Annotated in this window: 17 protein-coding genes; 7 read left to right on the plus strand and 10 right to left on the minus strand. The window is 70.2% G+C overall.

What is annotated here, in order from left to right:
- Positions 1-45: 45 nt before the first annotated feature.
- Positions 46-2922, minus strand: a complete 2877-nt coding sequence (locus tag AB0F17_RS15325) for an AAA family ATPase (protein ID WP_358022165.1) — start codon at positions 2920-2922, stop codon at positions 46-48.
- A 394-nt stretch (positions 2923-3316) separates the two neighbouring features.
- Between AB0F17_RS15325 and AB0F17_RS15330 the strand changes: the two genes are divergently transcribed.
- Positions 3317-5260, plus strand: coding sequence for a hypothetical protein (locus AB0F17_RS15330; protein WP_358022168.1), 1944 nt, complete (start codon positions 3317-3319; stop codon positions 5258-5260).
- Positions 5261-5309: 49 nt separating this feature from the next.
- Positions 5310-6899: a hypothetical protein gene (locus AB0F17_RS15335; protein ID WP_358022171.1), complete on the plus strand. Its 1590-nt coding sequence runs from the start codon at positions 5310-5312 to the stop codon at positions 6897-6899.
- Positions 6900-6910: 11 nt separating this feature from the next.
- Here AB0F17_RS15335 and AB0F17_RS15340 read toward each other — a convergent pair whose 3' ends face one another.
- Positions 6911-7576 carry a rhomboid family intramembrane serine protease gene (locus AB0F17_RS15340; protein ID WP_358022174.1) on the minus strand — a complete coding sequence of 222 codons (666 nt, stop codon included), beginning with the start codon at positions 7574-7576 and terminating at the stop codon, positions 6911-6913.
- A 133-nt stretch (positions 7577-7709) separates the two neighbouring features.
- Between AB0F17_RS15340 and AB0F17_RS15345 the strand changes: the two genes are divergently transcribed.
- Positions 7710-8273 carry a DUF6461 domain-containing protein gene (locus tag AB0F17_RS15345; RefSeq protein WP_358022177.1) on the plus strand — a complete coding sequence of 188 codons (564 nt, stop codon included), beginning with the start codon at positions 7710-7712 and terminating at the stop codon, positions 8271-8273.
- 221 nt (positions 8274-8494) lie between these two features.
- Complete coding sequence (locus AB0F17_RS15350; protein ID WP_358022180.1) at positions 8495-9196, plus strand: hypothetical protein; 702 nt, start codon at positions 8495-8497, stop codon at positions 9194-9196.
- Between the two features lie 148 nt (positions 9197-9344).
- On the opposite strand, the gene AB0F17_RS15355 is transcribed toward AB0F17_RS15350, so the two are convergent.
- Positions 9345-9467, minus strand: a complete 123-nt coding sequence (locus AB0F17_RS15355) for a hypothetical protein (RefSeq protein ID WP_358022183.1) — start codon at positions 9465-9467, stop codon at positions 9345-9347.
- 203 nt (positions 9468-9670) lie between these two features.
- Here AB0F17_RS15355 and AB0F17_RS15360 point away from each other — a divergent pair, with 203 nt between their 5' ends.
- Positions 9671-11254, plus strand: a complete 1584-nt coding sequence (locus AB0F17_RS15360) for an NAD(P)/FAD-dependent oxidoreductase (protein ID WP_358022186.1) — start codon at positions 9671-9673, stop codon at positions 11252-11254.
- A 97-nt stretch (positions 11255-11351) separates the two neighbouring features.
- Here AB0F17_RS15360 and AB0F17_RS15365 read toward each other — a convergent pair whose 3' ends face one another.
- Both AB0F17_RS15365 and AB0F17_RS15370 read right to left on the minus strand, forming a co-directional pair.
- On the minus strand, positions 11352-12197 hold the full coding sequence (locus AB0F17_RS15365; RefSeq protein ID WP_358022189.1) for a serine hydrolase: 846 nt from the start codon (positions 12195-12197) through the stop codon (positions 11352-11354).
- 70 nt (positions 12198-12267) lie between these two features.
- Positions 12268-12762 (minus strand): VTT domain-containing protein, encoded by a 495-nt coding sequence (locus AB0F17_RS15370; protein ID WP_358022192.1) that lies wholly within the window; start codon positions 12760-12762, stop codon positions 12268-12270.
- Positions 12763-12913: 151 nt separating this feature from the next.
- Between AB0F17_RS15370 and AB0F17_RS15375 the strand changes: the two genes are divergently transcribed.
- A complete protein-coding gene (locus AB0F17_RS15375) occupies positions 12914-13438 on the plus strand; it encodes a hypothetical protein (protein WP_358022195.1) in 525 nt (174 codons plus the stop codon).
- Here AB0F17_RS15375 and AB0F17_RS15380 read toward each other — a convergent pair.
- The 3 genes from AB0F17_RS15380 to AB0F17_RS15390 all read right to left on the minus strand — a co-directional run bounded on the left by AB0F17_RS15380 (position 13407) and on the right by AB0F17_RS15390 (position 18783).
- Positions 13407-16775: a BTAD domain-containing putative transcriptional regulator gene (locus tag AB0F17_RS15380; RefSeq protein WP_358022198.1), complete on the minus strand. Its 3369-nt coding sequence runs from the start codon at positions 16773-16775 to the stop codon at positions 13407-13409. The genes AB0F17_RS15375 and AB0F17_RS15380 overlap by 32 nt on opposite strands.
- 78 nt (positions 16776-16853) lie before the next feature.
- Positions 16854-17915 carry a lysylphosphatidylglycerol synthase domain-containing protein gene (locus AB0F17_RS15385; protein ID WP_358022201.1) on the minus strand — a complete coding sequence of 354 codons (1062 nt, stop codon included), beginning with the start codon at positions 17913-17915 and terminating at the stop codon, positions 16854-16856.
- Between the two features lie 49 nt (positions 17916-17964).
- Positions 17965-18783 carry a PIG-L family deacetylase gene (locus AB0F17_RS15390; protein ID WP_358022204.1) on the minus strand — a complete coding sequence of 273 codons (819 nt, stop codon included), beginning with the start codon at positions 18781-18783 and terminating at the stop codon, positions 17965-17967.
- Positions 18784-18822: 39 nt separating this feature from the next.
- Between AB0F17_RS15390 and AB0F17_RS15395 the strand changes: the two genes are divergently transcribed.
- Complete coding sequence (locus tag AB0F17_RS15395) at positions 18823-19935, plus strand: glycosyltransferase family 4 protein (protein WP_358022207.1); 1113 nt, start codon at positions 18823-18825, stop codon at positions 19933-19935.
- A gap of 10 nt (positions 19936-19945) precedes the next feature.
- On the opposite strand, the gene AB0F17_RS15400 is transcribed toward AB0F17_RS15395, so the two are convergent.
- A complete protein-coding gene (locus AB0F17_RS15400) occupies positions 19946-21403 on the minus strand; it encodes a DUF2079 domain-containing protein (protein ID WP_358022210.1) in 1458 nt (485 codons plus the stop codon).
- Between the two features lie 87 nt (positions 21404-21490).
- Positions 21491-21871, minus strand: a complete 381-nt coding sequence (locus tag AB0F17_RS15405) for a hypothetical protein (RefSeq protein WP_358022213.1) — start codon at positions 21869-21871, stop codon at positions 21491-21493.
- Positions 21872-22038: the final 167 nt, after the last annotated feature.

The raw sequence follows: 22038 nt of genomic DNA on the forward strand, positions 1-22038 counted from the left end.
CACACGGCACCACAGCCCCGGCCGGTCATCCGGCCGGGGCTTCGCTCATGGCGGCGGACAAACCTCGTAGCGGGTGCGGACACCGAGTTTCTGCAGCACCCGCGCCACGTGTGTGTCCACCGTGCGGCGCGACAGGAACAGCACCACGGCGATCTCCCGGTTGGTCTGGCCGAGCGCGACCAGCCTGGCCACCTCGCTCTCCCTCGGCGACAGCACCCCGCGGGCCTTCCTGCCGCCGCGGGACTTCCTGCCCACGTGGGGCCGGCTGCCCGCACCGATCTCCCGCAGCAGATGGCGGCAGCGGGCGGCGTCGTGGGTGGCGCCGAGCGCGGTGTACCGCTCGCCCGCGCGGGCGATGATCTCCGCGGCGGCTTCCCCGTCGTCCAGTTCGAGCCGCGCCCCCGCCTCGGCTTCCGCCGCCCGTGCCGCCCCGTAGGGCCTTCGCATCGCCTCGTAGGCGGCGCGGGCCCGGCCGTGGCGGCGGGCGGCCTCCTCGAACCGGCCCCCCGCTCCGGCCAGCGCTCCGTGCGCCGACTCCAGCGCCGCCTCGGCCGCCGGCGCGTCCGTGCCCTCGATGCCCGCGGCGAACTCGGCCACCAGCTCGGCGGCCTGGTCGGAGCGTCCGGCCCTGAGCAGCGCGGTGACGGCCGCCGGCACGATCTGCTCGCCCCACACCCACACGCCCTTGCGCCGGAGCCTGGTCACCGCGCTGTCCGCCTCCGCCAGCGCGGCGTCCACGGAGTCGCGGATCAGGTGCAGCTCGACCAGCCCGCCGGAGGCGGCGGCGGCCACCGGGAGGAAGGCCGAGTCCAGCTCGCGCGGGCCGGCCGCCGCCAGGCGTTCCTCCGCCTCCTCCCATTCGCCCCTGGCCAGCGCCAGCATGCCGAGGACCAGCCGGGCGTCCACGGCGAGCAGCGGCGCCTCGGGGGTCATCTCGACCACCGCGGCCGCCCGCTCCCGAAGGCCGTCCCAGCGCCCGGTCAGCCAGTCGAGCCTGATCGACGACACTTCCACCAGGTACGCGGGGTACAGCGCGCCGCTCTCCTCGGCGATCCGCCTGCCCTCGCACGCGAACCGGTCGGCCGGGCCGTAGTGGCCGAGCGCGGTCGCCGCGTCGCACAGGTTGGAGTAGGCGCGCGCGACCTGCCTGCGTACCGCTGCCGACGGGTCGTTCACGGGCAGCGTGCCGGCCAGCGCGAAGGCGTCGGGCGAGCCCACGAGCATGGCGAAGGTGACCTTGTTGGCGTGCACCGTGGCGGTCAGTTCGGGGTCCTCGTCGGCGACGGTGACGAGGAGGCTCTCGGCCTGGTCCATCCACTTCCTGTGGGTGGCGATCGGCTCGGCGCCGTAGGCCGGCATCGCCAGCAGGGCCAGCCCTCTGGCGGCGATGCCGGGCCTGCCCTCCAGGTCGGGGAGCGCGGCGAGGACCTCCTGGCGTCCCTCCGCGATGGCGCCCGCCTGGTTGGCCAGCAGCACGCCCAGGTTCAGCCTGGCCTGGCCGCGGACCTCCCTGGACAGGAAGTCGTCCGACAGCAGGTGACGGAGCAACCGCACCGCGCGCCGATGGGAGAGCCCGATCGCCGCGAGTCGGCTGAGCTGGAGGGCCAGTGGGCCGCGGGCGTCGCGTGGCAGCTTGGGGTCGGCCAGCATGCCCTCCAGCAGCTCGACCGCGAGCGGGACGTCGCCCAGGGCCGCCGCCTGGTCCGCGGCGGTGCCGCCGTGCCGCCGCCACGCCTCGTACTCGCCCGCGCACCGGGCATGGTAGGCGAGCTGTACCAGTGGCGGCGGGTCCAGCGCGGAGAGCGCCGCCATGGCCCGCCGGTGGGCGAGCTGCCTGTCGGGGCCGGGGATCGCGTCGTAGACAGCCTGCTGGGCGAGCGCGTGGCGGAACCCGTACTGGCCGTCGGGGTGCTCCAGCAGGACGCCCGCTTTGAGCACCTCGAGCAGGCCCGCCCCGGTGGGGGCGGTGGCGCCGGAGACGGCGGCGATCAGCCGTTCGTCGGCGGGCAGCTTGAGCACGGCGGCGGCGTGCACCGCGTGCAGCGCGGGCGGCGACAGGCCGGCGAGCTGCTCCGCCATCGCCTCGCGGAGGAGCAGCGGCACCGCGATGTGGTCGAGCGCCTCCGGCTCCTCCACGCCGCCGGGGAACTGGCCGTCGCCGTCGAGCAGCGAGCGGGCGACCTCTTCGATGAGGAACGGGACGCCGGCGGTCCGTTCGCGCAGCCTGGCGGCGAAGCCCTCCGTCACCTGGGAGCGGCCGAGCAGGGTGCTGGTCAGGGTTCTGACGGCCTCGACGTCCAGCGGCTTGAGCGAGATCACCAGGCTGTTGGCGCCCGGCGGATGCCGGTAGGCGTGGCCCAGCGGCAGCTCGGGCACGGGCAGGTCCTCACGCCGGAAGGTCATCACCAGCGCCAGGCCCTCGGGCGGTTGGTGGGTGAGGAAGCGCAGCAGGTCCCGGGTGCCGTCATCGGCCCAATGCAGGTCCTCGACCACCAGCACGGCGGGCGCCGCGGCGTCCAGCAGCGCGTGGACCGCGCGGAACAGGCGGTGCCGCTCGGCTCGCGGGTCGTCGACCGGCGGCGGCGACGGCGGCAGGTGCCCGGCCAGCTCGGGGAGGTAGCCGCGCAGTGCGCCGGTCACCGGGTTGAGCGCCTCAGCCTTCGGCAGGGCGGCGGCGACGTGGCGAAGCGCGTCGAGCACCGGGCCGTACGGGAACGGCTCTCTGAGCTGGTGGCAGTGGCCGAGCAGTACGGTGCGCCCGCCGTCGCGCAGGACGTCGATGGCCGCCCGCACCAGCCGAGTCTTGCCGATCCCCGCCTCGCCCTCCACCAGGGCCACAGCGGGCGGTCGGGTGATCGCGTCGAGGAGTGCTCGCAACGGTGCTTCACGTCCGACCATCGCGGGGCTGGCGACACTCGTCATCGGCGTCTCCGAGGGTCGGGTTTGGTGCCCGTGCCGAATACCGTTATCTACTACCAGTCATCTTCGGTCAACCCTCGCTTTACCTTTCATATCACTATGTAACGTTCCAAAGCGGACGTTAGGGCGGCCTATCCCCTTCAGTTGGACCGATCAAACCCGGCTCGGTGATGATCTTTTCCGCCTGGCGGACGTGTCTCGCCAGGAGGGCTGACCATGCGCTAACAAAAGGACTAAAAGGGGTGTTAGCTATTTCTTTCTATATATCCCGATAAGTCGCTAGTTGCTGCTGCGAAGCGGGCGGCTGTTCTTTGTTGCTGCATTTACGAGATCCATTCCAGAGTTTGTCGCAGAATTAAAGGTCCATCACCCACGTGGGTTCGGGCAGGAGACGCGCATGGATGTCCCGGTACGGTCGGGCCTGGTTTCGCTGATCGATCAGTTCATCCAGGTAGCGGGCGGCCCACAGGTCGGAGGAGACGCCGCTCGCCCGACCGTGATCCTGGAAGGTGTCGGTGGCTCCGGCCGCTCTCGCGTGCTGGACGACACATGGCGGCGCTGGGCGCGGAAGACCCCGATCGTGAAGGTGGACCCGCTGGTCAGGGGCGACGACGCCGACTCCATGCGATCCGTGCTGACCGCCGTCATGCTCGGCCTCACCGCCGAGGCCCCGGGCTATCAGATCTCCTTCCCCCGGGGCGTGCTGGCCCACATCGCGATGTCCGGACCGATCGAAGACGCCGATCCGAGGAAGAGCACCGGCATCATGCGGCAGCGGATCAACGACTACCAGGACCCGAGCCTGGTGGCCACGCTGCTCCGTCGGCTGCTGTCGCTGGCCGGGGGATCTCTCGGCCTCGACGCCGCGGGTCTGGACAAGACCATCGAGGAGATGACCGGGCGGCTGAGCAGGTCGGGCCTGCGGTCGAGGCTGCTCTGGCGGGAGGCCCTGGCCTGGTTCGAGCACCAGGACCAGGGCTTCCGCCACGACCCCGAACACGCGCTGGTCCGGCTCAGTCTGCAGGCCTCGGTGCGGAACGTCGGTGTGCGGGAGAACGTCGACAGCCTGCTGATGGCCGCGCTGCTGGCCGACCTGCGTGACAGCTTCGACCGCGCGGTCAACCATCCCTCTCGCGCGGTCGTGTTGCTCGACAACGGCGACGTCCCCTCGGCCACCCAGTTCGTGAAGACCCTGGTCAAAGTACGCAACAAGCTGGCACGTCACCAGGTGCCCCGAGATCCCCTGACCGTGATCACCGCCAGCGGCGGCTACACACTGGCCGATTCGGTCGGCCTGTACGGCCGGGCGGCGCAATGGCCCGAGTCCGCGCTGCCCCGCCTGTCCGCCGACGACCTCGACAGGACCGGCCCGTGGCTGCGCGTACTCCTCGAAGGCATCACCACCGACGCCATCGAGCACATCGTGGAGGCGGATCTCACCTGGTGGCCCCCATCTCTCGGCACCGGCACCATCACCAGCGCCGTCCGGCGGCTCACCGGCGGGCACGCCGAGGCCACGGACCTCGTGCTCGCGCGGCTCCGGGATGATCCGGATCTCATCGACGACCTGGGACGGGTGCTCTCCGAGCATCTGCCGGACCTGGAACAGACGATGGACGGCCACCTGATCAACAAGATCACGGTGGATCTGAGCCCGCGGCGGCGCTTCGACGAGCACCTCAGAGGGGCGCTGATCACGCTGGCCGGGGCGCGGGACAACGACGAGGCGCAGTGCCTGACGCCGCTCCTGGACAACACGGTCCAGGGGGAGCCCATCCTGCTCGTCTCACCGTCGCTGTGGCCCGTATCCTCACCCGGGGAACCCCGGGCTGAGGGCCCATGGGCGATGGCGCCGTTCGTCCGCTTTCTGCTGCTGCGCGAACTGGCCGCGCGCCCGGACAGCCACCAGGCCTGCTGGACCAGGGTCTTCGAACGGCTCCGTGACCACACGCCGGATCAGGACATCTGCGGCAAACTCCATCACGAGCTGGCCTTGGGCAACCGCGAGACAGTCGTGGCCGAGCTGCTGAGGCTCCTGGACAAGGTCTCGGGCGCCGAGTGGCTGAGCTGTCTCGATCGGATCGTCGCCACGCCCGATCTCCGCCCGCCGCGCGGCGGACCCGCTTCCGCCCGGGTGGCGGCGGAGCCGCGCTGCGCGGCGGTCTCCCAGCTCGTCGCCGCTCTGCATCAGCTCGCCGACCCCCTGCTCAGTGACCGGGGGCTGCGCCGCGGCCGCTACATCATCGCCGCCGAGGAGTGCAGGCGGCTCTCCGACGTGGATCCGCTCTCCTTCCTCAAACGCGCCCAGTGTTACCAGAAGCTCGCCGATGCCCTCGCCTGACCGCGGCACTCCGTACTCGCCCGGGATCCGCCGACTGGAGCCGACAACCATGAGCACCCGCACCTACATATGGCGGATCTGGCCGAACCGGGGGCGGTTCCCGAGGCAGTGGTGGCACTGGTGGCGCCCGCTCGGCGCCGTCATGGCCCTCGGCGCCCTCGTACCAGGCGTGGTGAAGGGCGTTCCGTGGCTGTCGGACAGGTTCTCCTGCGGGTGGCAGCCGCTGAACGGCGTATGGAAGCAGGAGGGCGAATGCGTTGGTCTCACCGTGGGGCCGTACGCTTTCGACCGTCGCGAGCTGACGGATGTGATGAGTAAGATCGCGCGGCAGAACGAGGCGGCCAAGGACGGCTCGTGCGCTTCGGGTGCCGAGGCGGTGTGGGTCGGCGCATTGATGACCCTGACGTCGGCGGAGAGCGGCGGCCGGGCGCTGCACCAGCTCGAAGGCATCGTCGCGGAGCAGGCGAACGCCAACGGCAACAAGGCCGAGTGCGTGCATCCGATAAAGCTGCGGGTGGCCCAGATGGGCGCCGGAGAACAGGCGGCGACCAAGATGGCCGAGTTGCTCGCCGACGAGGGCGTCGTCGCCGTGACCGGCATGGGGCTGAGCCGGCAGGAGACGGCCGACGCCGCCCTGGTGCTGGCCCAGCGCAAGATCCCTATGGTCGGCAACGTGATCACGGCCGAGGGCTTCGACGGGAACGGCTCGCAGCAGGACAGGCCTGACTACGGGCGCTGCGACCCGTCACACACCTACAAGAACGGCATCGGACTGGGCTACTTCTACCGCGTCTCCTACCGCAACGCGGTTCAGATCGAGCAGCTCGCCAAATATCTGGGGCCGGGCAAGAGGACGCTCACCTTCATCATGACGCCGATCACCATGGACGACCCGTATACGTGCACGACGCTGCCGCTCGTACATGCGAGGTTCGACCCGAAGTCGCGTCCTCTGCGGGAGGTGAAGTTCGACCCGGGGGACCCGGCGACCGTGAAGCAGTCGGCGCAGCGCGTCTGTGCCAGCGCGGGGCCGGTGAGCGTCTTCTACGCCGCGCGGGCCACCCACTTGCCGCAGTTCCTCAAGAGCATCGCGGACCAGTCCGAGCTCGGCCAGTGCCAGTTCACCAGCATCACGGTGCTCAGCACCTCGGATGCGGGGCGGATGCGGGCCGTGGAGGTCGATCCGAATCTCGAGCAGCAACGGGTGGCGGCCCTCAGCACCCCGATGTTCGTGGATGGGACCGTTCGCCTTATCTACACGCCTTTGGCCGACCCCGACCTGCTGCCGAAAGAAGGGGGAATGAGGGTGCTGCGGCAGTCGTTCGCCGCGCTCGGCTTCGATCCCGCGCACCTGGACAGCGGATGGGCGATCACCGGCTTCGACGGCATGGCCGTCGTCGCCGGCGCCGTCAACACGCTCACCGCGAAGGAGCCGGTCACCTCGTCCCGGATCAACGCCGCGCTCGGCGGATTCGTCCAGGGCGGCGCGACAGTTGGCGGCGCCAGCGGAAACATCACCTTCGACAACTACGGAAACCGCGACGACTCGGCGCCGAGCGTCGTGCGCCTCTGTCCAGGCAAGGGCGGCGGCGAGCCCAAGACGGTACGGGTCTACCCGGTTCGTACGGGCTGCCCTTGATCACCCGGCCGTCAGAGCCCCAGGTCGTCCAGTTCCTTCAGTAGCGCGGATCTGGAGCTCGGCTCCGGTGAGGCCGGGGCCGGCCGGGCACGGCTGCCGCGGTCGCGGAACAACCAGCCGCCCACCACGCCGGCGAAGAAGCCGAACAGATGCGCCTGCCAGCCGATGCCGCCCTCCTGGGGCAGCAGCCCGGCGAATTGATAGGCGAAGGACAGGGCCATGACCACGCCCACCACGATGTCGATCAGATGCCGGTCGAATATGCCGCGCACCAGGGTGTAGCCGAAATAGCCGAAGACGACGCCGCTCGCGCCTACGCCGACCGTCCGTGGATCAGAGGTGAACCAGGCGCCGAGTTCGCTGACCACGATGATGAGCCCCGTCACGCTGAGGAACTTGGTGACGCCCCGATAGGCGGACAGGAAACCGAAGATGAACAGCGGCCCCGAGTTGGCCTCGATGTGCTCCCAACTCCAGTGCAGGAATGGCGACGACACCATGTTCGGCAGGGCCGCCGGATCCCACGGCCGCAGGCCGTAGTCGTAGCTCAGCGCGTAGCCCGAGGCCCAGTTGACGATCTGCAGCAGCCAGATGACAGCCAGAAACCCGACCATCACCCAGAATGCCTTACGGGCTTCGGCGATCATGATCTCAGCCGTACGACCTTTGGCCTCCACCCGGTTCCTCCTCGGCTGTCCGCGTCTTGCGAGCGGGACCAGTATCGGGGTAAAAGATCACGAATCCAGCATCGGCCGGACGGGGCATGTTCGCGATTCCGTATGGCGGAGAACCATCGATCGAGGAGCATATGTGTACGCTGCCCGTGATTCCTGGGCACAGCTCGACGAGTTCATGTGCGCCACCTGGATTTCCGGCGCCACAGTGGCGGAGGTCGTCCAGACCTTCAACGCCCGGAGCGAGGACTTGACCCATCCCCGCGCGGTGACCGTCCAGGACGAGGTCGAAGACGGCTTCGCGGCCGATCCCATCGGGGTGCGCCTGCTCATCCGGGAGGTCGCGGGGTGGGTGGCGGTGTTGGAGGTGCGGAGCAGTCGCGGGGCCGATGACGCGGTGCTCACCGCACTGTCTCAGGGCGGGCGGGCGCTCAACATCGTCGCTGGGGAGCGGGGCACGTACCTCACGTACGCCGTCCAGGGCCGCGTCACCCATGACTTCGACGCCGACGACATCGGCGAGGACGACCCGGAGGTTCGGGAGATCCGTGACTGGGCGAATGGCCTCGGCGTGGACGTCCACGAGTGGAGCGAGTATCCGGGAGGGGCCGCCTTCTCCCTGGCCGAAGCCATCACGGGAACGGAACTCGACGACTCCTGGGCCGTCGGCGAATGGATCGGCGTGCGTCTGCCGGGGTAGTTCAGCTGGATTGCTCACGGATTCATGGAGCGCAGATTTATATCGTCCCCTGGGAATGCGCGGTGAATTTCCAGCTTATTGGTAACGATGAGTAAGGTGCGTCTTGACGGAGTCCTGGGCCGAAGTTACTTTGTGCGCATGATCATGAAGAATTCGCGGAAGCGTGCGTTGTGAAAGCCCCGTTTCCCGGCTGGCGGCACATGCTCACGACCTTCTTACTCATGGCGGCGACCCTGGTCATAGGCCAGGGCGCCGCGTACGCCGACTACCCCGGCAACCAGTGCGACGATGCGGCGCAGGACGACATCGTCACCGTCAGCGGCGAGACCTGGATCTGCGCCTACGACGGGGACATCGACGACTACATCTGGAAGCCCGAGTTCGAGGAACTGGGACCGCCCAACTACTGGATCTTCAGCTACGGCTGGGCCACCTCCAGCACGGGCAGCTATGAGCACGGCACCCGGTCGCGGATGGAATTCCTGCCGGACGGCGTCCACACCGGGGGCGACGACTTCTCCTACCACAACGGCAGCCGGTGGCGCACCACCCACATCAGCGAGAACCTCCTCTACTACTGGGACGGCAGCACCTGGGTGCAGTGCGGCGGCACCGGGCAGGTGTCGGGTTCGTCGTCGTTCACGTTCGCGCCGACATGGGGCTGGGGCGGCGCCTGTGGCGAGAACCGCTACTACGCGACGACCGCCTGGTCCTGGCAGTGGACCGGATCGGCGTGGAACGGCTCCTCGGCGTGGTCGGGCTTCCTGTGGGCGCCGTGCCGGGGTTGCCTGGCGGCGGCGGACAAACCACCGGCCCCCACGGGACGGCCCTCGGCCGAGCCACCCAAGCCACCGATCGGGCCGCCGGGCCGACTGAAGCTGCGCCCGCCGACCGGCACGGCCCCGGAATCGCTCCGCATGTGAAAACCCGGGTCCGGGGCCCGGGCTCGGTGATGGCAGCGAGTTCCACGCGAAACGCCGCCACCCGGCGGGTGGCGGCTACCTCTTTGGCGAAACGGGCTCTGGCCTGCGCCCTTTCCATCCAGCCGAGCCTGAGCAGCTTGACGGCTACTCAGGTGCCGTCCCTGTCGTAGACCTCGTAGACGACCCCCTGTCCGCCGGAGCCGAGCCGCCTGCCGAGCCAGTGATCGCCCACCTGCCTATCGGTCCCTCGGGCGAATGGTGCTTGAGCCATCGAGCCCCCCGCATTCGATGGAGGAAGTCACCATGCGCACCTCGGGCCGCAGGTGGGACCCAGCGTAGGTCGGTGGCGGATCGGGCGCCTCAGGGCTCGACCAAGGGATGCCCCTAGGACGGTCCGCCGCGATCTTCGGCTGCCGCCCTGACGGTCGTGTTCTCCTATAGGGGAGGACCGCCTCGATCGCCTATGGAGGAGCGATGCCCCCAGGATCGACCGACCACGACGTGATCATCATCGGTGCGGGCTTCGCGGGCCTGTACATGCTCCACCGCCTGCGCGGCCTGGGCATGTCGGCTCGCGTTCTGGAGGCGGGTGGCGGCGTCGGCGGCACCTGGTACTGGAACCGCTACCCCGGAGCCCGCTGCGACGTCGAGAGCCTCCAGTACTCCTACTCCTTCGCCGAGGATCTCCAGCGCGAATGGACCTGGACCGAGCGGTACGCCACGCAGCCCGAGATCCTCCGCTACCTCGACCACGTCGCCGACCGCTTCGACCTGCGCCGCGACATCGAGCTGCACACCCGCGTCACGACCGCCTCCTGGGACGCGCCCGGGGCGTGGGTGGTCGAGACCGACGGCGGCGAACGGCTGTCGGCCCGCTACCTCGTCACGGCCGTCGGCTGCCTGTCCGCGGCCAACCTGCCCCGGCTGCCCGGCTCCTTCCGGGGGCCGAGCTACCACACGGGACGGTGGCCGGCCGAGGGCGTGGACCTCGCCGGGCGGCGGGTGGCGGTCATCGGCACCGGCTCTTCCGGCATCCAGTCCATTCCGGTCATCGCGGAGAGCGCCGAGCAGGTGACGGTGTTCCAGCGGACGCCCAACTTCAGCGTCCCCGCGCGCAACGGGCCGCTGCGGCCCGAGGACGACCAGTGGTTCAAGGCCAACCACCACGAGCTCCGTCACCAGCTCCGTACCTCACACAGCGGGCTCCTGACCAACCCGAACCCCGACTCCGCCCTGATGGTGACGGATGAGGAGCGGGGACGCGAGTTCGAGGCGCGCTGGGAGCGCGGCGGCCTGGCCTTCCTCGGCGCGTTCTCCGACCTGATGATCAGCGAGGAGGCGAACAGGACGGCCGCCGACTTCGTCCGCGGCAAGATCCGCGCCACCGTACGGGACCCGGCGGTGGCCGACCTGCTCCTCCCCGGCGATCACCCCGTGGGCAGTAAGCGCGTGTGCGTCGACACGGGCTACTACGCCGCCTACAACCGTCCGAACGTCACGCTCGCCGATCTCAGGACCACACCCATCAGGGAGCTCACCCCCGATGGCGTGCGTACGGCCGACCGTGAGCATCCCGTTGACGTGATCGTGTACGCCACCGGGTTCGACGCGATGACCGGGCCGCTGCTGGCCATCGACATCCGCGGCAAGGGCGGGCTGTCGCTGAGGGAGAAATGGCGGGCGGGGCCCAGGAGCTATCTCGGGCTGATGAGCGCCGGCTTCCCCAACCTGTTCACGATCACCGGGCCGGGCAGTCCGTCGGTGCTGAGCAACATGATCGTCTCGATCGAGCAGCATGTGGACTGGATCGCGGAGTGCCTGGACCGGTTAGGCGGGCAGACCCTTGACGCGGATCCGCTGGCTGAGGACGCGTGGGTGGAGCAGGTGAACGAGATCGCGGGCCTGACGCTGTTCCCCCGGGCGAACTCCTGGTACATGGGGGCGAACATCCCCGGCAAGCCTCGGGTTTTCATGCCTTACGTCGGCGGTGTCGGCGTATATCGGGATAAATGCGCTGAAGTGGCGGCCAACGGCTACCAGGGATTCCTTCGAGACTGAGGGGCGCTCGACCGTGCGCGAGGTCAGGTCTGGCCGGAAGCGGTCACGGGCCGGCGATGACCTGGCCGGTCGCCAGGTCATCGCCGGCACCGGCGGGTCAACCGCCGGCGATCTGCTCGCCCGCGAAGTCGAGCAGCTTCTCGGCCGTGCTGAAGCGGCGCGCGTCCTGGTCCCCGAGGAGTACGCCCACCACCTGCCGGCCGCCGCGCTCTCCCGCGAACAGCAGGCAGAATCCCGCCGTGCTCGTGTAGCCGGTCTTGACGCCCAGCACGCCGTCGGCCTGCTTCAGCAGTTTGTTGGTGTTGCGCCAGGTGTGCGCGCGGTGCGCCGCCGTCTTGGCCACCTTGTGCTCCGTCTGCCCGACGACCGTCCTGAACGTCGTGTCGCCGAGCGCCGCCTGCGCCAGCTTGACCTGGTCGACGGCCGTGGAGTAACCGCCCTTACCGGGGGTGGGCAGGCCGTCGGGGTTGGTGTAGCGGGTGTCGGCCAGGTGCAGCCGCTGGGCCGCGGCGTTCATCTTGGCCACGAACGCCGCGTTGCCCGGCCCGTACGTCCTGGCCAGCGCGCTGGCGGCGTCGGCCCCCGAGGGGAGCATGAGCCCGTACAACAGATCCCTGACCGTGAGCCGCTCGCCCTTCTTCAGTGCCGCGGTCGTGGCGCCGTTCTGGGTCGCGTGCTTGACGTCGGCTGCGGTGATCGTGATGGTGTCACCCAGTTTGGCCTCGCGGAGCACCACGTAGGCCGTCATCACCTTGACGAGGCTGGCGACCGGGACCCGGCGCGTCTCGCGCTTGCTGAAGTGGATCGTTCCCGCCGAATCGATCACATACGCGGACTTGGCCGCCACCGCGGGTGCGTCCGCCGCCTGCGCGGCAGTCGCGGGCGACGAGACCCCGACGACCACGGCGAGTACGGCGGAGCCAATGAAACCCCCAATATGCATGCCAGCCATGGTCGCAGGTGATCATCGCTAAATATGCCGAACTTGCCCTCAAGCCGCGAAATCCCCGGCGTCAGGCGGCCAGCGCCTTCTCGGCCCGCTTCTTCCTGCGCCACACGACGAACCCGACCACCCCGCCGACGAACAGCACGGCCAGGACCGCCGCCGTGATCGGTGACCGGGCGGCGACCTGGAGCCAGGCCCAGATCAGCGCGGTCAGGCCGAACCACCAGATGGGCGCCCAGGTCAGGCAGCCCAGCGCGCTGGCCACGACGTACCAGGGGTAGGAGACGCGCAGCGCCCCGGCGACCCACGGCAGCGTGTGCCGGAGCATGGGCACCCAGAAGCACCCGTAGACCGCGAACGCGCCCCACTTCTCGACGACGCCCTCGACCTTCGCGATCCGTTCCCGGCCGAGCTTGACGCCGATGCGCGAGTCGTACAGCCGCTCGCCGAGCTTGCGGCCGATCCAGTAGTACGCCTGGAACGCGCCGAACAGGGCGATGATCAGCACGACTCCGAGCCAGATCGGCCCCACGGGATCGATGGTGATCGCCAGACGTCGCATCAGGACCCCCCACACCCCCGTCGCGCGTTTTAGGTCAGCCTTACCTTAGTTCAAGGGGCAAGTCGCCGCCATACCAGGGTGCAACTCGCCGACAAGCAGGGTTCAACCACCTTCGCATACACCTGTAGGTGAGTGAGAAGGAGTGCCGATCATGGCAACGAGAAGCAGTGCGGTTCTGGTCTCCGGCACGGCCAACACGGCCAAGCTCTTCGTGGCGGCTCTCGCCTTCACCGGAGCCTACGTCGGTTTCTCGGCCTACGGCACCGCCAGCTCCGCGCCACGGCCCACGCAGACCGTCACCTTGTCGTCCCGCGAACTGCCCATCACCTCCTCCCTCAGCACCCGGACGGCGCCGCCCGCCAAGGCGGGCAAGGTCAGCGTCAGCGCGCTGCCGGGCGGCACCGGGTGCGTCAAGACGTTCGTGGCCCGCAGCGTGGTCGTCAACCCCGGCCCCGGCCCCGACCGGACCGTGATGTACGACTGGCGGCTGGCTCGCTGGAGCGCCGACACCCACACCTGGCACACCTACTTCGTCAACTACGACGGCTTCGCCGGCGACAAGAAGACCGTGGACTGGAAGCCCAGCATCTCGGCCAACCCCGGCTGGTATCGCATCGAGCTCACCGTCGAGGGTGCCAAGACCGTCAAGAGCGACCGCTTCCAGGTGAGTTGCTGACCGACCGCTGCGCCGCCTCCACCCAGCGCGGCACGCCCACCCGCTGGGCCACCTCCAGTGCCTTCTCGTAGTGGGCCCGCGACGCGTCCGGCTGGCCCAGCCGCACCGCCAGGTCGCCGAGCGTCAGCGCCACCGGCCAGAGGGCCACGACGCCGGTGCCGGCGCCCGCGATGCGGTCCGCGAACGGCTTGAGCTTGTCATAGCAGTCGATCATCCGTTCGCGGTCGTCGAGCAGCATCCCGGCCAGCGCCCGCCAGGTCATCGCCAGCTCGTACAGGAAGTCGGGCCGCACGGGCGGGCGTACGGCGGCCACGGCCTTGGCGTCGGACACGTGACCCGCCGAGGCGAGCGCCAGCGCGTAGGCGTCGAGGGTCCACTTCGCGCCGCCCTGGTGCTTCTCGGAGAGCAGCCCGATCGTCTCGGCGGCCCGCCCGTCGACCAGGTGCAGGCAGAACGTGGTGATCACCGGCAGGTCCTGGCGGCCCTCCAGCATGCCCGCCTGCCTGGTCATCCTGGCCGCGTCGCGGTAGGCCCGCTCGGCACCGCCGTAGTCGCCGGCGATCATCAACCGCTGGCCCGCGTACCAGGCGCAGACGGCCGCCGGGGCCGACAGGTCGTACTGTCTGGCCAGCCGGTCGGCCGCGGCGGCGTGCTCGTCGGCGACGGAGAACTCGCCGCGCGCCGCCGCGCATTCGAGCAGCACCAGATGGGCCAGCGCCTGCGTGGCCATCTGCCCGGATCGCTGGGCGACCTCCAGGAGCTCGCGGCCGATGTTCTCGCGGGTGTCGACCGCCGGGATGTCATAGGACTGGCGCAGCCGCCCGCTGAGGGCCGCCGCGAGCAGCGTCGGGTCGCCGCTCTGCCTGGCCAGCTCCAGCGCCTCCAGCGACGCCTGCCGCCCCCGCTCGGGCGACGAGGAGCCCTCCAGCTCCAGCGCCAGCGTGGTGAGCAGGCTCGCGCGCAGCGTCTGCTCCCCTTCGGGGAGCTCCATCAGCGCCTTCTCGGTGACGTCGACGATCTCCCACGCGGTGCGGGTGAAGTCGCGGGCCATCCCCTTGTGCGGTACGGCGAGCGACGCCGCCACCCGCGCGGTGATCTCCAGGTCGCCCAGCGGCAGCGCGGCGTCCATGGCCTCGCGGCGCAGCAGCCTGGCCGCCGTCATGTCGCCGCACAGGGCCAGGGCCCTGATCCGGCGGAGCATGAGCTGCAGCCGCTCCTTGGTGTCGCCACCGGTGCGGTCGAAGGCCGCGATGGCCTGCTCCCACAGCGTGGCGGCCTCGCGGTGCGCGAACCTGCGCTCGGCCTGCTCGGCGGCCAGCCCGGCGTAGTGGACGGCCTTGTCCGCGGCGTCGGCGAGGAAGTAGTGGTGCGCCAGCGCCGCCACGTCGGACGGCGTGCGCCGCTCGATGACCGCCGCGACCGCCGCGTGCAACCGGGTGCGGCGCAGCCGTGAGGCGTCGGAGTAGATCGTGTCACGCACCAGGTCGTGATCGAACCTGAGCAGCCCCGGCCCCGGCTCGGTCACCAGCCCGGCCAGCAGCGCCGCCTCGACCGCCTCGACCACGGCGTCTTCGTCGCCCGCCACGTCGACCAGCACGTCGACGTCGACGTCGCGACCGATCACCGCCGCCTGCAGCAGGATCTGCTGGGCCCCGGCGGGCAGCCGGGAGATGCGCCGCCGCAGCACGTCGCGGACCCCGGTGGGCACCCGCGACAGCACTTCGGCCGCGCTGGCCCGGTCGGCCGCCGCCTCGGAGTCGAGCAGGCGTACGGTCTCGCGCACGAAGAACGGGTTGCCGCCGGTGCGCTCGACGATGGATTCGACCGCGTCCTCGTCGATCTCGCGCACGCAGGTGGCCCTGACCAGCTCGCCCACGGCCTTCGGATCGAGGCCGGACAGCCCGACCCGGACCGGGCCGAGCCGGGCGAGCGAGGCCAGCACGTCGGACTGGCGGTCGTCGAGCTCGCTCTCCCTGCACGTGACCACGAGCAGCACCCTGCTGGTGGCCAGCAGGCTGGGCAGCGCGCGAAGCAGCGCCAGCGTCTGGTCGTCGGCCCAGTGGAGGTCCTCGAGCGTGAGCAGCACCGGCGCGCGCCGCGCCACCCCGGCGAGGTAGCCGCCGACCGCCCGGTGCAGCCGGAAGCCGCCGGACACCTCGTCGTCGTCGGGATCGGGGTCGGCGTCGTCCAGCAGCGGCGCCAGCAACTGGGCGTATTCGCCCGCGCCGGTCATCCCCACCAGGGTGCGCAGGATCTCCACCCACGCCCAGCCCGGCGGTGTCGCGCTGGAGTCCGGGCAGGCGCCGGACGAGGTGATCCAGCCGTCGCCGGTGAGCTTGCCGTCGAGCTGGCGCAGCAGCGTGGTCTTGCCCGCGCCCGCCACGCCCGCGACGATCGCCACCTGGAACCTGCCGGTGCGGGCGGCGGCCGTGGTGAGCCTGGCCAGCTCGGCGTCGCGGCCGACGAACGGCTCGGGCTCCAGCGGCGGCGGCTCGACCGGGGCGGCCGGCCTGGGCGGCCAGGTGTCGGTGGGCTGCTGCACGGGCCTGGACGGGCGCGGGGCGACGCTCAGCTCCAGCTCGGGCGACTGGGCCAGGATGTCGGACTCCAGCTTGCGCAGCGCGGGCCCCGGGTCGATGCCGAGCTCGTCGGCCAGGATGCCCCTGGCCCGGCGCAGCGCCGCCAGCGCGTCGCCCTGCCGGCCGCAGCGGTAGAAGCCGAGGCCCAGCAATCGCCAGCCCTCCTCGCGCAGCGGGTGCTCGGAGGTGAGCGCCTCCAGGTCGGGGACGGTCTCGGCGGGCAGGCCGAGGCGCAGCCCGGTGTCGGCGTGCCGCTCGCGCGCCACCAGCCGCAGCTCGGTCAGCCTGTTGACCTCGGCCTCCGCCCACTGCTGGTCGGCGAAGTCGGAATAGGGGGTGCCCCGCCACAGGCCGAGCGCCTTCTCCAGGCGAGCGCGGGCCGACTGCGGATCGCCCTCTTCGAGGTGCTCGCCCGCCGCCCTGACCAACTGCTCGAACTTGAGCGCGTCGACCTGGTCGGGCGCCACCCGCAGCGCGTAGCCGGAGGCGACGGTCACCAGCAGGCGGTTGGGCCCGCCACGCGGACGGCCGGGCTCCAGCACCCGGCGCAGCCGGGAGATGTAAACCTGGAGCCCCGATTGGGCTCCCTTGGCCGTGTCGTCATCCCACAAGTCGTAGAGGAGGGTGTCAACCGGCACGACCTGACCTCTGGCCACGAGAAGTCGGGCGAGGACGGCGCGCTGCCGCAACCCGCCGAGGTCGAGTTCGTCGTCGTGTTCGTACGCCTCGACTGGCCCCAGAACTCGGAACGCCACCATGTCAGCCGCCACGCTATGCGGGCTTCCGAATCACGCACAAGAGCCGTGATTGATTAACGCCAGTTGGGTTTGGGATTGTCACTGAGGGGCCTTCGAGATCGCGGACGGGGGCTCCGCGTCGGCGTTCCTAGCATTGCGCCTGCGCAGAAGCGCCCACGCGCCTAGTGCGAGGCCGCCGAACGGGATCTCGATAGTGTAAGTCCAGAAGCCGAAGAGCAGTGCGGTCGCGGTCGCCGGAGCGGCTGCCACACCGAAGGCGCCGGTCATCAGGATCACCACGCCGCTCTCCATGATGCCGGCGCCGCTCGGCGTCACCAGCGCACTGGTGAGCACGCGGGACAGGGCGAAGACGGCGATCGACTGGGCCAGCCCCGGATAGGCGCCGGTGGCGTGCATGCAGACGACCATGATCGCCCACTGGAAGCCCAGGAAGAAGATCATGGCCAGCGACAGTGCGATCGACCGCGACCTCACGATCTCGGCGGTGTCCTTGCGCAGCCGGTTGAGCGCGTCGGAGGCGTGGAACTTCAGTCGGAGCAGCCGTACGAGGACGTCGAGGCCCTTGCCCAGGAGGGCGGCGGCGCGGTCCCAGTAGAGGGCGGCGGCCACCACCGCGCAGAGCACCAGGATCGACACCGCGCCCACCCAGCCGGCCTTGGCCACCGTCGCGTTGGGCGCCTTGCCGGCCGCCAGCAGCGCGATGATGCCGACGGCGGGCAGGATGAATCTAAACAGAGTGTTCCAGATGCCGCTGACCAGGGTCATCACCACGATCGGCCGGTTGGCGAACCCCCAGCCCCGGGTCATCCCGAACGTCAGCGCCACCCCGGCCGCGCCGCCGAACGGCAGCAGGTTGCTCACCGCGCTGCCCGCCGCGTTGAGCGCGAGCGCCTGCCCGTTGTTGAGGCCCGGCAGCGAGTTGGTGAGCACGAACGTGTAGGCCAGCAGGCTCAGCAGCCAGAGCGCGCTCATCAGCGCGATCGTGCCCACGCTGAGGGTGCCGAAGAGCTTGCCGATCTCGTGCCAGGACACGGGCTTGCCGGTCAGCGCGTGGACGATCTGCGGCAGGTAAACGACGAGGACCACGGCCAGCGCGAGGGACAGCGCGGACAGCGTGATCTGGAGCCATCTGTTCTTCATCGGGGTACAGTCTGCCGGTCGCGGGGGCGGCCCGGATCATACTGGGGACTCATTTCGGCCACTGGTCCAGGGGATGACGGAGGCGGGTGCCGGGTGGAAGATCACGCCGTACGTACCATTCGGTGCCGAAGACGAGCCGGTAGATCGGGCCGGGCACCTTGAGCATGACGGCCAGCGTGCGGTCGCTGTCGCCGCCGGTGGCCTGGGAGGCGTGCGCGGACATCGACGCCCGCTTCTGTTTCGCATATTTCCGGACATTGACCCGGTGGGTGATCGTCTCGCTCGCCGAGTAGGCGCTCTCGAAGGTCCGTACGTCGAACTCGGGCGGGAACCGGTAGAACTTCCCCGCCAGCTTCAGCAGCCTGACCAGCGGGTCGCGGTTGACCGTCGCCTCCAGCACGACCGGCGTGCCCGCGATCTCCGCCGCCCGCCGGCCCACCCGGTGCACCTTGACGTGGTCGGGATGGCCGTAGCCGCCCGCCGGGTCGTAGATCGACAGCAGGTCGGCCTTCTCCTCCTCCAGGATGGCGGCCAGCTTTCCGGCCGCCTTCTCGGAGTCGGCGTCGATGAAGGCGTCGTCGGGCCGTTCCTCGGCGCTCCCGCCCTGCGGGCTCAGGCCCGAGTCGCCGTAGCCGAGGCACTCGACGCGGGCGCAGCCGAGCAGCGCGGCCGATTCGTACAGCTCCTTGAGCCGGGTGGCGCGCAGCTCCTCGCCCGGCCCCATCTCGGCCAGGCCGCGCTCGCCGGCGGTCGCCACCACGAGGACCACGCGGTGACCTTCGGCCGCGAGCATCGCCATCGTGCCGGCCGTCAGCAGGGCCTCGTCGTCGGGATGGGCGTGGAAGAACACAGCGGTACGTGGAGGCACAAGGCCCAGATTAGTCTGGGAGGGGTGCGGATCTTTCACGTGAGTGACTGTTACCTGCCGCGACTCGGGGGGATCGAGGTTCAGGTCGCCGACCTCGTGCGTACGCAGCGCGAGGCCGGCCACGCCGTCGATGTGGCGACCGCGACCAAGGGCGAGACGCTGCCCGGGGTCCACAGGATCGTCGCCAGGATGCCCTTCGACCTGCCGGTCCACCCGTTCGGAGTGGGGCATCTCACGCGGCGGCTGACCTCCTCGCGGCCCGATGTGGTGCATGTGCACATGGGTGCGGTCTCGCCGTTCGCCTGGATGGGGGTGCGGGCCGCGCGGCGGGCCGGAATTCCGTGCGTGGTGACCGTGCACAGCATGTGGGATCCCGTCACGCGTGGCGTCTACCGGTTGCTGCGGCTGGCGTACGGCTGGCAGAGCTGGGGGCTGGTGGCCACCACGGTCAGCAACGCGGCGGCGGCGCCGATCCGGTCGGTCGCGGGGGAGGGGGTGCCCGTGCACGTGGTGTCCAACGGCCTCGACCTGTCGGGCTGGCGCCACTTCTCAGGCGACTTCTCAGGCGACTTCTCAGACGGCGAACCGTCGGCCGCGCGGGACTCCGAGGTGCACATCGTGGCGGTGGGGCGTCTCGCGCCGCGCAAGCAGCCGGTGCGGCTGCTCAAGCTGCTCGACATGGTGCGCTCCCGGGTCCCGGCGGGCGTCCCGCTGCGTGCCACGGTGATCGGCGACGGGCCGGCGCGCGCCCAGATGGAGCGGTATCTGGCCCGGCACGGCATGACGGGCTGGGTCTCGTTGCCGGGACGCTACACCCGCGAGCAGATCGCCAAGGTGCTGGAGTCGGCCGACGTGTTCGTGGCGCCGGCGCCACGCGAGTCGTTCGGGATCGCCGCCCTGGAGGCTCGGGCCGCCGGGCTCCCCGTGGTGGCGCGGGCCCAGAGCGGGGTGGCCGACTTCGTCCGGCACGGCACGGAGGGACTGCTCGGCCGCAGCCTCGGTGACCTGGCCGACGCCGTGGCCCGCCTGGCCACGGACCTTGAGCTACGGCAGCGCATGATCGCCCACAACCGCGCCGTCCCGCCGTCGGCGGGCTCCTGGCCGACCGTCCTGGCGGGCTTCGACCAGGCGTACGCGGAGGCCATCGGATAGATCGCCGCCATCACGTCCGACGTAAGACCACATATCCATCGCGGTCGTACACCTTCGTGTAGCCCTCGGTCACCAGCCGATCCACCTGGGCGCGCTGCTCGTCGGGGGAGCCGAACGGGTACTGCCAGCGCGCCGTGTCGGCCACCACCCAGGCGGCGCCGTGCGACTCGCCCGTCCAGAGCAGGACCGTGGTGCGGGACGTCAGGGCGGGTCCGAGGGAGTTCGCCGCCTCGACGGTGACGCCCCGCGGGACCTTGGCCACCGCCTCGGCGGCCGACGCGGTGGCGATCTCCTCGGCCTTGTAGAAGCTCGGATGGTAGAGCTGGTCCAGGGAGAACCTCGGCACCAGGGTGAGCGCGACCACGCACACGCCGGCCGACCAGGCCAGTTTGAGCGAGCGGTCGTCCGGGCGCTTGAGCCGGCGCAGCAGCCTGCACAGCCCGTCGACGCCCGCGCAGAGCAGGATCACCACCGTGAAGGCGTTGTACTGGAAGTCCGCCCGCCACCACAGGTCGCGGTCCGACAGCATGCGTTCGAGCAGGTGCGGCAGCGCGACCAGCGACAGCGGCGACAGCAGGCAGAGCAGCAGTGTCGGCCAGGCCAGCAGGAAGAGCGTGTCGACCTTGGTCTCCTCGCTGAACGGCAGGAGTAAGGCGGCCAGCGGGTCGCGGAGCAGCGTCAGGATCGCGCTGGGCACGTCGGGCCCCAGGTGGCCATAGGCCCAGAAGTCCGAGCTCTCGCCGCCGATCAGCGGAATGAGCGCGCCCCGGGTCAGCATGACCCCGCCGAGGCCGATCGCGGCGCAGCACAGCCCGCGGAACCTGTCGCCGGTGACGAAGAGGTAGAGACCGAAGCCGATCACCGTGAGCCCCATGTCCTCCTTGACCAGGAGGAGCGCGCCCATCGCCGTGAAGGCGGGCAGGAAACGGTCCGCGTGGTAGCGCTCGATCATGATCGCGGTGAGCAGCGGGACGAACATCACCTCGTGCGCGTCGAACGCGATCGCCTGCGCGACGGGCCACGACAGCGCGTAGGCCACGGCGACCAGGTAGGCCGGGGCGGTCCCCAGCATCCGCCTGGTGAACAACCAGATGAACGGGATCGCGGCGGCGAACAGCAGCGCCTGCGCCACGATCAGCGAGGCCGGGCCGTCATGGATCCAGTAGAACGGCGCCAGCAACGCGTAGATGGGCGAGAAGTGGTCGGCGAGCTGAAGGTAGTCGAGCCCCCGGTCGTGGAAGGCGCCGACCATCGGGATGTACGGTGGCCGAAAGTGCGCGTAGTTGCGCACGGCCTGGTCAACGATCACCAGATCGAACGTGCTGGCGCGATAGGTGGCCAGCTTGACCAGGCCGAGCACGGCGTAAACAGCGGCCGAGACCACGGCGATCAGCCCGACGCGCAGGCGGTTCGGCGTGATCCGGGCCGTCCAACGGGCAACACCGGCTGTCAGAGCTTCCCCCGTCACGGGCAGCAAGAGTAGACCGATTTCACCTATACCGCGCTGGGGCCGCCGCCCCGCTCCGCCCCCCGCGGGCGGTGCGGCGGCGGTTCATCAGCCGCAGGCGCTCTGGATCTTGGCCGTGGCGGCCGGGATCTTCGCCATGGCGTCGGTCGCGGCGGTCGGGTCCTTCGCGTCGACCTTGATGCCCTCGAACACCGAACCCAGGTCGTTGAGAGCCCCGGCCAGGTCGCCGTCGTACTTGGAGGCGAGGGTCTTGAGCTTGTCGGCTGTCTCCTGGGTGGCCTTGTTGAGCGCCTTGGGGTCGGTGGCCGCAGTGCTCATGGAAGTGGTGAACTCCTGGGTGATCTTGTTCACTTCCTTGGCGGCCTCGTTGCAGTCGACCGCCTGGCCGATGGCACCGCAGGCAGTGGTGAGGCCGGCAAGGGAAAGCGCCGCGATCGCGATGGCGATCCGACGACGAGGGGGAGTCATGTTCCAATGCCCTTCGTTGCGTTCAGTGACGAAGCGACACTATGGAGCAACCCTTGATCCCTGGTTGCACCTCACTAGCACGATATGTATCAAGTCGATGTAAAGCGGGGCATCTGGAGCTGCATCAGTGGGTGAACCAGCGCTTATGCGGATAGCGGACCGCCAGG

It is taken from the genome of Nonomuraea sp. NPDC026600 (genome assembly GCF_040638335.1).
Lineage (GTDB): Bacteria > Actinomycetota > Actinomycetes > Streptosporangiales > Streptosporangiaceae > Nonomuraea.